Annotated in this window: 15 protein-coding genes and 1 pseudogene; 8 read left to right on the forward strand and 8 right to left on the reverse strand. The window is 63.5% G+C overall.

Annotated features, from left to right (window positions below; translation table 11 throughout):
* Window positions 1–5: 5 nt before the first annotated feature.
* The gene (gene mbfA / locus ACZYHG_RS06765) at window positions 6–989 is read right to left on the reverse strand and encodes an iron exporter MbfA (protein ID WP_464613106.1); all 984 of its coding nucleotides are present in this window, start codon (window positions 987–989) and stop codon (window positions 6–8) included.
* A gap of 171 nt (window positions 990–1,160) precedes the next feature.
* Between mbfA and ACZYHG_RS06770 the strand changes: the two genes are divergently transcribed.
* Both ACZYHG_RS06770 and ACZYHG_RS06775 read left to right on the forward strand, forming a co-directional pair.
* Window positions 1,161–1,484: a hypothetical protein gene (locus ACZYHG_RS06770; RefSeq protein WP_057143770.1), complete on the forward strand. Its 324-nt coding sequence runs from the start codon at window positions 1,161–1,163 to the stop codon at window positions 1,482–1,484.
* A 299-nt stretch (window positions 1,485–1,783) separates the two neighbouring features.
* On the forward strand, window positions 1,784–2,761 hold the full coding sequence (locus ACZYHG_RS06775) for a threonine/serine dehydratase (RefSeq protein WP_464613107.1): 978 nt from the start codon (window positions 1,784–1,786) through the stop codon (window positions 2,759–2,761).
* 363 nt (window positions 2,762–3,124) lie between these two features.
* On the opposite strand, the gene ACZYHG_RS06780 is transcribed toward ACZYHG_RS06775, so the two are convergent.
* The 4 genes from ACZYHG_RS06780 to ACZYHG_RS06795 are packed head-to-tail and all read right to left on the reverse strand — an operon-like array spanning window position 3,125 to window position 6,832.
* Window positions 3,125–4,261 carry an ABC transporter permease gene (locus tag ACZYHG_RS06780; protein WP_464613108.1) on the reverse strand — a complete coding sequence of 379 codons (1,137 nt, stop codon included), beginning with the start codon at window positions 4,259–4,261 and terminating at the stop codon, window positions 3,125–3,127.
* Window positions 4,258–5,178: an ABC transporter ATP-binding protein gene (locus ACZYHG_RS06785; RefSeq protein ID WP_464613109.1), complete on the reverse strand. Its 921-nt coding sequence runs from the start codon at window positions 5,176–5,178 to the stop codon at window positions 4,258–4,260. Before ACZYHG_RS06785 ends, ACZYHG_RS06780 begins: the two co-directional genes overlap by 4 nt.
* Window positions 5,175–6,128, reverse strand: a complete 954-nt coding sequence (locus tag ACZYHG_RS06790; protein ID WP_464613110.1) for an HlyD family secretion protein — start codon at window positions 6,126–6,128, stop codon at window positions 5,175–5,177. Before ACZYHG_RS06790 ends, ACZYHG_RS06785 begins: the two co-directional genes overlap by 4 nt.
* On the reverse strand, window positions 6,125–6,832 hold the full coding sequence (locus tag ACZYHG_RS06795; protein ID WP_464613111.1) for a CerR family C-terminal domain-containing protein: 708 nt from the start codon (window positions 6,830–6,832) through the stop codon (window positions 6,125–6,127). Before ACZYHG_RS06795 ends, ACZYHG_RS06790 begins: the two co-directional genes overlap by 4 nt.
* Before the next feature lie 88 nt (window positions 6,833–6,920).
* On the opposite strand from ACZYHG_RS06795, the gene ACZYHG_RS06800 reads away from it, so the two are divergent.
* The 3 genes from ACZYHG_RS06800 to ACZYHG_RS06810 are packed head-to-tail and all read left to right on the forward strand — an operon-like array spanning window position 6,921 to window position 9,208.
* Window positions 6,921–7,394: a CYTH domain-containing protein gene (locus ACZYHG_RS06800; RefSeq protein ID WP_027032137.1), complete on the forward strand. Its 474-nt coding sequence runs from the start codon at window positions 6,921–6,923 to the stop codon at window positions 7,392–7,394.
* Window positions 7,391–8,335, forward strand: a complete 945-nt coding sequence (locus ACZYHG_RS06805; protein WP_464613112.1) for a CHAD domain-containing protein — start codon at window positions 7,391–7,393, stop codon at window positions 8,333–8,335. The genes ACZYHG_RS06800 and ACZYHG_RS06805 overlap by 4 nt, the downstream gene beginning before the upstream one ends.
* A 45-nt stretch (window positions 8,336–8,380) precedes the next feature.
* Window positions 8,381–9,208 carry a C40 family peptidase gene (locus ACZYHG_RS06810; protein ID WP_464613113.1) on the forward strand — a complete coding sequence of 276 codons (828 nt, stop codon included), beginning with the start codon at window positions 8,381–8,383 and terminating at the stop codon, window positions 9,206–9,208.
* A gap of 80 nt (window positions 9,209–9,288) precedes the next feature.
* On the opposite strand, the gene ACZYHG_RS06815 is transcribed toward ACZYHG_RS06810, so the two are convergent.
* Complete coding sequence (locus ACZYHG_RS06815; RefSeq protein ID WP_464613114.1) at window positions 9,289–10,665, reverse strand: adenylate/guanylate cyclase domain-containing protein; 1,377 nt, start codon at window positions 10,663–10,665, stop codon at window positions 9,289–9,291.
* Window positions 10,666–10,867: 202 nt separating this feature from the next.
* Here ACZYHG_RS06815 and ACZYHG_RS06820 point away from each other — a divergent pair.
* A pseudogene (locus ACZYHG_RS06820) lies at window positions 10,868–11,074 on the forward strand (CHAD domain-containing protein); the annotation flags it as partial.
* Here ACZYHG_RS06820 and ACZYHG_RS06825 read toward each other — a convergent pair.
* Complete coding sequence (locus ACZYHG_RS06825) at window positions 11,075–11,905, reverse strand: LytTR family DNA-binding domain-containing protein (protein WP_464613115.1); 831 nt, start codon at window positions 11,903–11,905, stop codon at window positions 11,075–11,077.
* A gap of 143 nt (window positions 11,906–12,048) precedes the next feature.
* Between ACZYHG_RS06825 and ACZYHG_RS06830 the strand changes: the two genes are divergently transcribed.
* Window positions 12,049–12,696: a DUF6622 family protein gene (locus ACZYHG_RS06830; protein WP_464613116.1), complete on the forward strand. Its 648-nt coding sequence runs from the start codon at window positions 12,049–12,051 to the stop codon at window positions 12,694–12,696.
* A 426-nt stretch (window positions 12,697–13,122) separates the two neighbouring features.
* Entirely contained in the window at window positions 13,123–13,515 is a 393-nt protein-coding gene (locus ACZYHG_RS06835; protein WP_464613117.1) for a peptidase inhibitor family I36 protein, read from the forward strand.
* Window positions 13,516–13,518: 3 nt separating this feature from the next.
* Here ACZYHG_RS06835 and ACZYHG_RS06840 read toward each other — a convergent pair whose 3' ends face one another.
* Window positions 13,519–14,322 (reverse strand): helix-turn-helix domain-containing protein, encoded by an 804-nt coding sequence (locus ACZYHG_RS06840; RefSeq protein WP_464613118.1) that lies wholly within the window; start codon window positions 14,320–14,322, stop codon window positions 13,519–13,521.
* Window positions 14,323–14,413 lie beyond the last annotated feature (91 nt).

The following is a 14,413-nucleotide window of genomic DNA, read 5'->3' on the forward strand; positions in this document are numbered from 1 at the left end:
TGCTGCTAAGCATTCCCGATCAGCACGCCGGCCGCAAACACCAGTGCACCGCCCAGCACCACCTGGAAGGCGGCGCGCAGGAAGGGTGTCTGCATGTAGCGGTTCTGGACGAAGGCGATCGCCCATAGTTCGAAGAACACCACCACCGCCGCAACGGCAGTCGCCGTCCAGAAGCTCGGGATGAGATAGGGCAGCGCGTGGCCGAGACCGCCGGCCGATGTCATGACGCCGGTGGTGATGCCGCGTTTTATCGGCGAGCCGCGACCCGAGAGTTTGCCGTCGTCGGAAGCGACTTCGGTGAAACCCATGGAAATACCGGCGCCGATCGACGCGGCAAGCCCGACCAGAAAGGTCTGCCAGGTGTCATGCGTGGCAAAGGCGGCGGCGAAGATCGGCGCCAACGTCGACACCGAACCGTCCATAAGGCCGGCGAGTCCCGGCTGCACATAGGTCAGGATGAACTGGCGCTGCTCGGCGGCGGCCTCTTCATCCTTCACGTCGCCGGGCACGTGCTTTTGCTCCAGACGCTGCGCCAGCGTTTCGTGGCCCTGTTCGGCTATCGCCAGGTCGTCAAGAAGTTTTCGAGTCGAGGCGTCGGTGGTACGCTTGGCCGCTTCGACGTAGAACAGGTAGGCTTGCCGCTCCATGGCTTCGGCCTGGCGGCGCACATGCTCGATGCCGAGCGGCCTTACCAGCCAGTCGGGCTTACGCTCATAATAGCCCTTCACATGTTCGCGCCGGATCAACGGTATGCGCTCGCCGAACCGCTTGCGGAAAAGCTCGATCAGCACGTCGCGATGGCCGTCCTCTTCCTCGGCCATCTCCTCGAACACTTTTGCCGATTGCGGGAAGCTTTCCGCCAGCCCGTCGGCATAGGCCCGGTAGATGCGGCCATCGTCTTCCTCGGAGGAAATGGCCAGTGCCAGGATCTCCTGTTCGGAGAGCGTCTCGAAGGGGCGGCGGCCGAAGCCGAAAACACGGGAAAGCATGAGGAAATCACCCTAGTTTAGAATAATTCTAAACTAGGGATTTGCGCAGCTGTGGTCAATTGGGCGCTTTGGGTCGCGGTCAAGAATTGTTGAAGCCTGGCGCATTCCGTACCCCTTCATTATCAGTGAAGGTTTACCTATATATCTGCTCGAACCAAGAGGAACCAAGAGATGACGGCAAAACAGCCCCCGCACCCCTATGACCCAAAACCCGTTCTCGATCTCATCGCCAGCATCGAGGCCGATTTGCAGCGCCTGAAGGGCCTGGTCGAACAGCAGGTCGAGAAATTCGACCCCGCCAATCCGCACAACAAGGCGCCGGACGGCAAGTTGACCGAGGAAGGCGTCGAGTGCTGCTACCGCATGTTCGACGACGGCAAGTCGCGCTATTCGGTCGCGCAGCAGATGAAGATCTCGTTTGCCGCCGCCAGCCACCGGTTCAACAACTGGCGCAAACTGGGCGGGACCAAGAGGCAGCGGACGCTGCTGGGGTGAGAACCCCGGTTCGCCGCAGGCGAATTGAAAGGTTCGGTGGACCTTTCAAAGGGTTCGAACCGGGAGCTGCCGCAGGCAGCGGGTCCCCCGGCGGCGTAATCTGCAATTGGGGGGACAATCAGATATGTCGGCGGGACAGCGCCCCTCTCTGTCCTGCCGGACATCTCCCCCACGAGGGGGGAGATTGGCAGCTTCGCCGGCAGCGTTCCTTCCAACTTTGTAACCGTCACATCTTTTCGTTGGCATCGCACGGCGCTTTGCGTGCACCATGGCCGGATCACATCGCTACAGGATCCACCATGACCACCCCTCCCGGCATCGCCGATATCCACGCCGCCGCCGCGCGGCTTTCGGGTCTGATCGTCGAAACTCCCCTGATCGAATCGGCCGAGCTGAACAAGCGCTTCGGTGGCCGCATCCTGTTCAAGCCCGAAACGCTGCAGCGCACCGGCTCGTTCAAGTTCCGCGGCGCCTACAACAAGCTGTCGTCGCTGAGCGAGGAAGAGCGCAGCCGGGGTGTTGTCGCCTTCTCCTCGGGCAATCATGCGCAAGGGGTGGCCGCTTCGGCCGCCATGTTCGGCGTCAAGGCGGTGATCGCCATGCCGGCCGACGCGCCGGCGATGAAGATCGGCAATGTCCGCAAGATGGGCGCCGAGGTGGTGCCGTTCGACCGTTTCCGCGACGACCGCATGACCGTTATCCGACCTTATTTGGACAAGGGCATGGCCTTGGTGCCACCCTTCGACGATCCGGCCATCATTGCCGGGCAAGGCACGATCGGCCTTGAGCTAATGCGACAGACGAAAGCGCTCGGCATCAGCCTTGACGCGGTGGTGATCCCTTGCGGCGGTGGCGGCCTGACCAGCGGCATTTCGGTCGCGGTCAAGGATGTCTCGCCCGGCACAGCAATCTGGGCAGTCGAGCCCGAGCATTTCGACGACACACGCCGCTCGCTCGCCGCCGGCGCCCGGGTTTCGAACGAACCGGGCTACAGCTCGATCTGCGACGCGATCCTGACCGCCGAGCCGGGCGCCATCACCTTCGAAATCAACCGCAGGAACCTTGCCGGCGCCATCGCCGTCTCCGACAAGGCGACGGCGCAGGCGATGCGTGATGCCATGGCCTATTTGAAGCTGGTGGTCGAGCCCGGCGGCTGCGTCGCGCTTGCGGCGCTGTCATCGGGCGAGATCGAGCTGTCAGGCAAATGCGTCGCCGTTGTCCTGTCGGGCGGCAATGTCGATTTCGGCACCTATGCCGAGATCATGGCGGCCGCCTGATCGGTTGAGACACCCGCGCACCTCCGGGATGCGCGGGTGACCAGCGAACTACCGGGCGCATCTCCTGGGTTTTGTCCTCTCCGCCATGCCCACTATCGGCGCAGCCCGAAGGCCTGCCATCTGCCGCGCGGGAGATGCGGACCATCGGGCACCGCTTTATGATTTGGCTGTCTTCATTGGCGATGATGGTTCGTTGGGAACAGGAGACAGCATGAAAAAGACCTACGAGAAGCCGCAGCTGATCAAGCGCGAAAAGCTTTCCGTCGTTACGGCGCTGTGCACACCCTCCAATCCAGTCACCTGCGCGTAGCGCAGCTTACCTGGGACAGATGAGGTTTCCGCCGGCCTTCGTGCGAGCGCCGGTCAGTCCAGCGTACGCCTGAAGCGCACCAGCGCCACGGCCGCAAACAAAACCACGAACACCACCAGCCAGCCGATCTCGGTCGCAACCGCCGGCAGTTCGGCGCCCTTCAGCATCACCGCACGGGTGATGCGCAGGAAATGCGTCAGCGGGAAGATTTCGCCGAAGGTCTGCGCCCAGTCCGGCATGCCGCGATAGGGGAACATGAAGCCCGACAGCATGATCGACGGCAGGAAGAAGAAGAAGGTCAGCTGCAAAGCCTGCATCTGCGTGCGGGCGATGGTCGAGATGGTGTAGCCGAGCAGCACCAGCGACAGCACGAACACCAGCACCGCCGACAGAAGCAGCGTCATCGAACCTGTGAAGGGGATGGCAAACAGAAGCTTCGACGCGGCCAGCACCACCACCACCTGCACCGCGCCGACCGCCAGATAGGGCAGCACCTTGCCCATCATGATCTCGAGCGGGCTGGACGGCATGGCGAGCAGGTTCTCCATCGTGCCGCGCTCGGTCTCGCGCGTCAGCGCGATCGAGGTCATCATCACCATGGTCATCTGCAGGATGACGCCGAGCAGGCCGGGCACGATGTTGTATTGCGAGATGCCTTCGGGATTGTAGCGCCGGTGCACCACCACATCGAGCTGGCCCCTGGCGGCCTCGGCCGCCGCCTCCTGCATGCCCTGGGCCCTGAGCAGCGCCTGGCCGGCGACGGTGCCGAGCGTGGAAATGGCGCCGCTGGCCACCGCCGGATCGGTGGCATCGGCCTCGATCAGGATCTGCGGATTGTCACCGCTCTCCACCCGCCTGGCGAAATCGGCGGGGATGGTGACGACGAAGGCGACGTCGCCGCGCGATATCAGGAACTCGGCCTCGGCGGCACTTTGCGCGACATGGTCGAAACGGTAGTAGCCGGTGGTCTGCAGCGCCGCGACAATGGCGCGGGTGTAGGGATCGCTGCTGGTCGCCACCAGGGCCGCCGGCAGGCTCTTCGGATCGTTGTTGATGGCGTAGCCGAACAGCACCAGCTGGATCAGCGGCACGCCCAGCATCATGGCGAAGGTAATGCGGTCGCGCCGCATCTGGATGAATTCCTTGATCAGCAGCGCGCCGAGCCTGGCGAAGGAGAAGACGCTGTTCATGCCATATTGTCCTTCGACCCCGACATGAACTGGATGAACACATCCTCAAGGCTGGTTTCGCCCGGCTTCACCGTGACGCCCTCGTGCTCCTTCTCGACATCGGCAAGCGCTGCTTCGAGCGTCTTTTTGTCAGAGCCGACGACATGCAGCGTCGCGCCGAACGGCGCCACCTGGTCGACGCCGGGACGGCCCTGCAGTTCTTCGGCCACCTTGGCGAGCTGCGGGCCCTGCAGCACGAAAGTGGTCAGGCCGGCGTTCTTCACCACCTCGGCGACAGTGCCGGTGGCCAGCATCTTGCCGTAGGAGATGTAGCTGATGCGGTGGCAGCGCTCGGCCTCGTCCATGTAGTGGGTGGAGACCAGCACGGTCAGCCCGCCGCTGGCGAGGCGATGGATCTCGTCCCAGAATTCGCGCCGCGCCTTCGGGTCGACACCGGCGGTCGGCTCGTCGAGCAGCAGCAGCTTCGGCTTGTGCATGATGCAGGCGGCGAGCGCCAGCCGCTGCTTCCAGCCGCCTGACAGCGTGCCGGCCAGCTGGTTGCGGCGCGACGTCAGGCCAAGTTCATCGAGCGTTCTGGCGACATACTCCTCGACCGGTTTCAGCCGGTAGAGCCGCGCCACGAATTGCAGGTTCTCGCCGATCGTCAGATCCTCGTAGAACGAGAATTTCTGCGTCATGTAGCCGACTTCACGCTTGATCATGAGCGAGTCGGTGCGGATGTTGAAACCCAGCACCGTGCCTTCGCCTTCGTCCGGCGTCAGCAGACCGCACATGATGCGGATGGTGGTGGTCTTGCCCGAACCGTTGGGGCCGAGGAAGCCGACGATCTCGCCCTCGGCGACCGACATCGTCACATGGTCGACGACGGTCTTGTCGCCGAAGCGCTTGACCAGGCCATGAACGTCGATGGCGTTCATTTTGCCGTTTCCGCAAGATCGACGTCGACGATCTGGCCGGGCTGCAGCGGGCCTGCATCGCCCTCCGGCCTGGCCTCGACGAGATAGACCAGCTTCTGCCGGTTCTCCAAGGAATAGATCACCGGCGGGGTAAATTCCGGATCGGGCGAGACATAGCTGACGCGCGCTTTCACGTTCGGACCGCAGCCGTCGCAATGAACGCTGAGCAGGCTGCCGACCTTGACCGAGGAGAAGGCGGCCTCCGGTATGTAGACGCTGAGCTTCATCGCGCCGTCAGGCAGCATCGAGATGACCGGCGCGGTCGGGCCAGCCGTGTCGCCGGGATTGCGGATGACGTCGTTGACGCGGCCGGGCGAGGGTGCGGCCAACACCCGTTTCGACAATCGCCATTGCGCTTGCTCCAGTGTGGACTGCGCCTGCTTGACCTGGTTGTCGGCGGCCTTGATCGTCTCGGGCCGTGCCGGCAAGCCGCCGACGGCGAGATTGGCCTCGGCCTGGCCGACCTGGGCGTTGGCTGTCTCCAGCGTCGCCGAGGCGGTGTCGTAGTCGGCTTGCGTGCCGGCGCCGCGCTTGAACAGATCGGCGGCGCGGTCGTATTTGCGCTTGGCGTCGGCGGCCTGGGCTCTGGCCATGTCGACCTCGGCCTTCAGCACGGCGATCTCTTCCGGCCGCTTGCCGACCTGCAGATCGGCGAGCTGCGCCTGCGCCTGTGCAAGGCCGGCTTCGGCTTGTGCCACCGCGATCCTGGCATCGGCATTTTCCAGCGTCACCACGGTCGTGCCCGGCGTGACGCGATCGCCGCGCTTCACGGTGACCGTATCGACCTGTGCCACCTCGATGGGCGCCAGCAGCACATAGTCGCCCTCGACATAGCCGACCGCCAGGGGAGACGCGGGGGCGCAGGAACCGAAAAGCTGGGCGGCAAGCGGCAAGGCGCAAAGGAAACTCATGATTTTGATCCCATCCGGGAGGCCAGTATGGCGCTGAGATTGTCGGATACGGCGGACACCACCTTGGCCGCCTCGGCGGCGCCGATGTCACGCCAGCCCATGCGGCGCATCACCGCCTCGCGGCCGATGCGGAAATAGACGACCTGGCCGATCAGCGTGAACACGGTGAGCCGGGTCCGTTCGCTTTCGGCCGGCTCGCCGGTCGCCTGTTCCCAAATCTGGCACAGCCGGCGATGCGTCGGCTCGAACACTCCGTCATAGATGCGGTCGAGCGCCGCCGTCGGATGTGACAGCTCGCGCAGCACGAATTGCACGATCTCGCCGGCCTGCGGCTGTGCCACGATGAAGCCGACCATCCGTTCCAGTGCCGCGAAGAGCAGCATACGCGCGGTCTCCGGATCGCTTGCCGCCCGGGCTTGGTTATTGCCGAGCGCCTGGCCGGCGCCCAATGCTTGGCCAGCGACAGTCTGGATGGTCTCGACGATATAGTCGGCGGCAGCAGCGCGGAGGCCTTCCTTGCCGCCGAAATGATAGGCGATCGAACCGATATTGGCGTTTGCCTCGGCCGCGATCTGGCGCGTCGAGGTGCCGTCGAACCCCTGCCGCCCAAACAGTTTCAGGGCCGCGCGCACAAGGGCCGCGCGGGTCAGGTCGGCGGGCGATGTTTCGCGACGCGGCATTTCAGGGGCGGTTGGCTTGATCATTTCGAGACTTTAATCAATCGATTGATTAACGTCAACTTGTGCTTGACCGTCTTGCCATCGCGCACGCCAACCGCTTTATTGCGCGGCCATGGGCAAGGAAGTCGAGCGCAAGTTCCTGGTTTCCAGCACCGCGTGGCGGGATCTGGTCGAGGCGGATATCCGCATTCTCCAGTTCTATCTCGCCACCGCACCCGGCCGAACCGTGCGCATCCGCATCAGCGACGGCGCTTCCGCCAAGCTGACGCTCAAGTTCGGCAGCAGCGCGCGAGAGCGTGACGAATTCGAATACCCGATCCCCCTGGCGGATGCCGTGGAGATGCTGGATTTCGCCCTTGGACGTGTCATCGAGAAGACACGTCATCATGTTAGGCATCGCGGCTATCTCTACGAAGTCGACGTCTTTGGCGGAGCGCTCGCGGGACTTGTGGTGGCCGAACTCGAGACGCCGGACGACGTGGCGGAGGAAATGCTGCCAGACTGGCTCGGCCGGGAAGTGACCGGTGAGCAGAAATTCTACAACGCGTCGCTCGCCCTCGGGGGGATTCCGGAGATCGCCGCATGAGCTTTCGCATCGACCCGCGCCTGCCGCTGACCGGCGAGGTCAGGCGCATCCTTGCCGAGGAAATCGGCAAGGCGCTGCTGCATCTGGATGCGGCGCGCGGTCGGCCGGACCAGGGACTGCATAAATGCCGCAAGCGGCTGAAGAGTGCGCGCGCCTTGCTGCGACTGGTTCATTCCGGTGACGAAACATTCTGCACGACGGAAAATCAGTGCTATCGCAACGTGGCGGCGCTGCTTGCCGCGCCGCGCGAGGCGACGGCGCTGATCGAGACTCTCGACCGGCTGGCGGCAGGTTTTCCCAAGGAGAGCGCCGATGGCGGGCTCGACGCCGTGCGCGACAGACTGATTGCCCGGCAGCACGATCTGCATGAAGGCGCCGGCCTCGGAGCAGCGATCGGCGCGGCTGTCGCCGCTTGCGAAGACGGCATGAAGCGGATGGAAAGCCTGGCCTTGCCCGACCAGCCGGAACAGGCCGCCGACGTGCTGGCCGAAGGCGCCCGCGTCACCTTGCGCCGTGCCAAAAAGGCGCTCGACAGGGCCGGGTCGCGCGGCGAGGCCAACGATTTCCACGATCTGCGCAAGGCCGCCAAGACGCATGGCATGCATTTGTCGCTGCTGGGCAGGCTGTGGCCGACGCCGATCAAGGCGCGGCGCAAGGCCGTCGACGCCCTGGGCGAGCGGCTGGGCGAACTGCATGATCTGTTCGTCATGCGCGCGTTGCTCGAGGCCGACGGCGAGCCGCTGGGCCCGCGCGAGGACACCAAGCTGCTTGGCAAGCTCTTGAAGCGTTCGGAAAAGAGCCTGAGGAAGTCATGCCTTGCCGAGGCAGCCGAACTCTTCGGCGACAGCCCCAAGCACTCGACGAAGAAACTCGCCCGCAAGGCGCGCGACGATCTTGCCGGCGCTCCGTCGCTGGAGGACACGAGCGCCGCGGCCAGCTGACGCGTCTGGCGCCCAGGCGCCTGTATATGGTAATCGCCAGATGGCATGACCCAGCCCGGCGACACGCTTCTCGACCGACTTGGCCGCTGGCTTGCCGGCCGGCTGCAGGAAGAATCCTCCGGTTATGAGCCCTATACCCCGTCCGATGCCGAGACGCTGCGCCGCACGCTGGAGCCGGGCGACATCCTGCTGATCGAGGGCAACCAGAAGATTTCGGCGGCGATCAAGTACCTCACCCAGTCGACCTGGTCGCACGCAGCCTTCTATATCGGCGATGCCTTGCCCGAGCCGCAAGATGGAACGGAGCGGCTGCGGCTCATCGAGGTCACGATGGGAGAAGGCTGTGTCGCCGCACCCTTGTCGCGCTACCGCACCTACAACACCCGCATCTGCCGCGCGAGCGGGCTGGCGCCGGAGGACCGCGACAGGGTCGTCGCCTTCATGATCGGCAAGCTTGGCCTGAAATACGACCTCAAGAACATTTTCGACATGCTGCGCTATTTCCTGCCGACGCCGCCGGTGCCGGTGCGCTGGCGCCGCCGCATGCTGGCCTTCGGTTCCGGCGACCCGACGCGGGCGATCTGCTCCTCGCTCATTGCCGAGGCCTATGGCCAGATCCACTACCCGATCCTGCCCGAGATCACCCGAGCCTTCGGCCGCGCCTCGGCGCAGTCGACCTATATGCGCAAGGAAATCCTGCACATTCGCCACCACTCGCTCTACACGCCGCGCGATTTCGACCTGTCGCCGTTTTTCCGCATCGTCAAGCCGACGCTGGAATATGGTTTCGACTACCGGCAGATGGTCTGGGACGACAAGGCAAGCACAGACGCCGAAGCCGCAAAGGCTGGAGCAATCGCCTCAGACACGTGATGGCTTCGGCCTGGGTCAGGACATGCCCCTATAGCGCGGCCATCCGGCCGAGGTGCAAGCATTTCACATGGCGGCCTGCATCATGCCGAAACCGCAACAGCACCCTGGTTTTCGGCTATGCGCTCGACCCAGACATGGACTGGTTCGTCCCGGCCGCGGATGCTCACCGGCCCATGATCGCGCGCATTCAACTGTGTCATGGGCGATTCCGCCTTCGCGGCCTCAATCAGTCGTGACCCAAAGCAAATATTCGCCTGAAGCTCACGGCAGAGGGACTGCAAACGGCTGGCGACGTTGACGGTGTCGCCCACCACCGCGAAGGACAGATTGCGCTCGCTTCCGACCGCGCCGATGACGACCGCGCCATATTGTGCACCGATTCGAACGTCCAGCGGCGGATATCCCCTGGACACCCGCTGCACATTCCAGTCTTCGAGAGTGGCGACCATCGCTTCAGCGCACTGGATGGCGCGAGTCGCGTCGTCATGGCTGGCTTGCGGAACCCCGAATGTCGCCATGATGCAATCGCCGATATAGTTATCGACGGTGCCACGGTGGTCGAAAACGACCTGCTCCATGCGACGGTGGAACTGACGCAGAAGTTCGAACACTGCTTCGGCTGGATGATCCTCGGAATAGTGTGTGAAGCCGACGATGTCGGCGAACAGCACCGCGATATCCTGCCGGCGAACCGGGCCGAAGGGCTCGTCATCCGTGGCGAGCTGGTCGACGACGTTGGGTGAAAAATGCCGGGCGAGATTGGCGCGAGCGCGCTCTGCCTTGACATAGTCTTCCGACAGACGTCGGGAACGAGAGACGACCAGCGCCATGATCGCGCCGATAATCAGCACGACCAAGACGTTGGTCGCCTGCGCGAATGTATCGACGAAATTGGGGTTGAGATAGAGGTTCAGTCGCTCTGTCATCGGCAGCGAATAGAGGTTCGTCGCCGGAACGACGGTTCCCGGATGAAAAATCACCCATCCCACCCCGATCGTCCACGTCAAGGCTGCGAGCGCGCCGAGATAGAGCGCCAATCGTGTCGAAAGGGTGAGCGCTCCAAGGCATACGAAAATCAGCAAGAATTTGAAGCTGCCCTCGCGCAGTTGCATGGCGGCGGGCGCGACCTCCAGGGAGAACGGGTTGGGCGTCACCAGCAGAATGGTCAACAGAATGATGTCCAGCGTACCGACGAGATAACCGATCCACCATGGTGCCGTACGACGGCGCGCAAAGAGAAACTGGATCAGGCCGACGAGCTGGAACAGCACGAGGCCCGCCAGCACGAAGAGCAGTGAGGCATCCCAGCGGCTGATCAATGAAAAGAAGCAGAAGATCACTGCGAGCGATGTCGTACGCGCCCAGAACTGCAATGCAGCCCCCTGGCGTTCTGCGCGCTGGCGCAAATTTTTCAGGCGCGAATAGCGGCGACGTTCGAGTGTTGGTGCGGTCGGCATAGGATCACTTCGATTTCACGGGGGCGAGTCACGCATTGGGCAAACCCGCCCTCTACAGTCTGGCAAATCAGTGTGCGAATTCTATCATGAATGTTGGTGCCGGATCTGTTCTATCCCAACGCGCCTTATGGGCGCGGTAGGCATCGCTGGTCCGGGCGGCAAGCTGGTGGCGAATGGTGGCGGTCGGCGCCGCCAGAGCGGTGAGTCGCTGGGGCCGCGCGAGGACACCAAGCTGCTTGGCAAGCTCTTGAAGCGCTCGGAAAAGAGCTTGAGGAAGTCATGTCTTGCCGAGGCGGCCGAACTCTTCGGCGACAGCCCCAGGCACTCGACGAAGAAACTCGCCCGCAAGGCGCGCGACGATCTTGCCGGCTCCGGTGACGATACCGGCACACCGGCTGCAGCCGGATAATCAGAGCAGTCCAGCCTTGCGAACCGCGTCGGCACAAGACCGGCTGACCGGAAGCAGCGCATCGTCGACAAGCCGCAGGAACGGCTTGCCGTCCTTGCGCCGGCTGCCCGCGACGGCATCGAGCGCCACCCAATGTGAGCGGTGGATCTGCACGCCATTGACGTCGCCGGCCTCGCGGATGGCGTCGGCCAACCGCATCAGCACCAGCGACGTCCCCCTGTCGGTGTGCACCTCGACATAGTGGTCCTGCATGGAGAGGTAGAGAAGTTTGCCGCGCGCCGCATGCGGCAGACGATCGACCAGCGGCGGCCGGGCCGGCTGTGGCAGCAGCGCTTGCGACGGCGATGACGGTGGGGCCGACATGGCTGGCCGCGCGGCGGGGGTCGGCTCGACCTGCATTCCGGCCGTGCCCTGGGCGTTTCTTCCGAGGGCGACCAGGAACGAGATCGCGACAGCGATCAGCCCGCAGTTGATGAACAGCCCGCCAATGGCGGCGGCCGACGGAAACGGACCACCGAACAGTGCGCGGTTGAACAGCACGACGATCGCCGTCACAGGGACGCCGGCGACGATGCCGGCGACGATGCTGCGGACCGGCCGCGAGCCGGCGGCGCCGAACACGGTGGCAAGCGTAAGCCGCATGGTGAGATAGCCTACTGTGAATGTAGCCAGTGCCAGTGCCAGCCAGTAGGCGAAGCGCGGCAAGGCATCAAGCTGCTGGAAGGTGCCGAACGGCCCGGTGAGGCCGAGGATCGCCGACACCGCCAGCAGCGCGCCCCAGAAGCGTGGCGAGAACAGCAATGCCTGCATTTCGCGAAGCGTGGAATGCAACAGGGCGCTCTTCACGTAGCCATTCATCCCTTGCCGAAGACGCGGTTGATGCAACGCCGGCGGCTCCGCATGGTGCCGTTGAACCGCAGCACCAAGCGATACCGCGCTTGTCGAAAGCCTTCAACCGCAGACGGAGTTCCGCAATGTCTCTTCCCCTCATCCAAGCAATTCGGACAACCCTGCCTCTCGGCAAACCGACCACGCTTTTGTTTGCTGCCGGCTTCGTGATGATGCCAAGCGGCATCGCGCTGGCAGCGGACACCGCCGCCGATGGCGGCAGCCATATGCCTGGGATGGCCGATATCCTCTCGCATACGCCGCTCTGGGTCTGGCCGTTGATCCTCTATGGACTGTTCATCGGCTGGAGCCGCACCCGGGATCGCGTCGTCTCGCCTTCGCGCCTTCTCGTCCTGCCGGTGCTCATCAGCGGCCTTGCGCTCTACAATCTCGTCGCCTCCGGCATTTCCGCGACCGCCCTCACCGGTTTTGCCTGTGGCGCCGTGGCTGGCGCCTTTGCCGGTACGGCCATGGCGCGACGGCGGCCGGCCAGAGTGTTGCCCGACGGCAGGCTGGCGCTGCAGGGCGACTGGCTGCCGCTGGCGCTGATCGTAGCGATCATCGTCATCCGCTATGCCAAGGGCATCGCACTGGGGATAGATCCGGCGCTGGCGCAGGAAACCCGTTTCTTGCTGGCAAGTGCGGTGCTGTCGGGTTTCTTTGCGGCCATGATGATCGCCCGCTCGATTGGCACCTTGCCGGGCAATTGGCGTCGTTCCGCCACAGCTCGATGATCCGGTCTGTTACCGGCCTGCCGTGGGTCTTTGCGAGCCGCGGCACGCATGCCCGAAGGGTGGCGTCACAATGCGCGGCCGGCAGCGCCAGGGTCGAAAGCGGCAAGCTCAGTCGCCAGATACAGTCATGCTGACATGCTTGATGTAGAACGGCGGGGCGATCGTCGTTCATTCGCGGTGGTAATGGATCGATTTGGCTAGCAAACCGGGATGGAATTCTTGTTTGTTGCTCGGCCGAAATTGCTGTAGCCTTGACGAGCTACAGCGAGCTGATCGCTCACCTTCGGTTCGGCAGCATCGCTTCATACCCCGTGCTACACCAAAGCAGAATTGCCGGACAACCGATGCTGACTCTCTGCAGATGAAGCTAGTTCGCGTGTAATTCTTATATTTTCCTAGCTCTTCGAGATCGGACTGGAGGGGAATATGACGCTGATAAAACCGTGCATTCTCTTGGGTCTTGCCATCGCGGCCCTGGCAACCGCGGCCAATGCCGCGAACCGTACATGCACCATCTTCTCGGATCGTGATTTCGGTGGCTCTCATTGGACACTTGGCCGCGGCGATGACATGAAAATGGTGAACGCACCCGATGTGGGCATATCGGACGGCATTCATCGGTTTATCTACCAGCCGTCCTGGAACGACAAAGTGTCGTCATTCAAGGTCGGCCCCGGTTGCACCATCACGCTGTGGGAACATGTCGAGCGTGGCGGGCACCATTTTCGATCCAACAAAAGCTATTCCTATGTCGGCAGCGGCTGGAACGACAGGGCAAGCGAGGCGGAATGCGATTGCGGCGGCGGTGCCAACTACTGACCGCTACGCCGGCAGCGGACGTCGCTCTTTTCCTCGGGAAGGCTGATCCTTTGCCCGCGCACCGGCATCGCGCGGGTGCGGGCCGATCGGCATGATCGCGGGAAACGGCGTCGCGCCAAAGGCAAACGTAAACTTGTAGCCGGTGAGCCCTTCCTCCGGCGTGGTGTGCTGGTCGTGATGGGCGAGCAGTTTCACGCGATCGGCCAGTTCCTCGGCCTCGCGCCGCACCATCTCCGCCGTTTCCGGCCGCATCCGCCTGGAGAAGCTGACGAAGGTCGCCTCCTTGTCGATATGGGTGATCGCCCAGCCGATGAAATTCTTGTTGGTCATCTCGAACAGCGGCCTGAGCGGCCCTTCGAAATTCCACTGGATCGGCGTCTCGACCAGCAATCTTGCCGAAAGGCCACGCCCGACTTCGATCAGGCCGAGTTCCTCGAGGTCGCGCAGATAGAGGAACATCGAGGCCTCGCTCAGGCCCTGCGAGCGCATGATGCCTTCGGGCGTGAACTTTTCGGACAGCATGACGAAGATGAACAGCAGCGCCGGCCGGCCAGCGAGCCTGCGCTCGATCTCCGGTGCGATATGGTTGACCGGCCCCGGCCCCCGGTTCATCGAGCCGAGCACGTTTTCCAGCTCGGCGCCGGCGGCCGCGCAGATCTCCACGAGCCGGTCGAGCTTGCAGTTGCGCTCGTGGAAGATGCGCTTCACCGTCGGCTCGGAAACGCCCATGCGTTCGGCAAGCGCGCGATAGGTGACGCCCTTCGCCTTCAGCGTCCGCTTCAGTGCCTCGAAGATCAGACCGTTCATGGGATGCACCTCCAGCCGCTAGTTTCGTATCGATATACGATACTAGCGGTTATCGGCCTTCCAGAAAAGTATCGAAAATTCTAGCTCTCCG

This window comes from Mesorhizobium subarcticum (assembly GCF_055456085.1).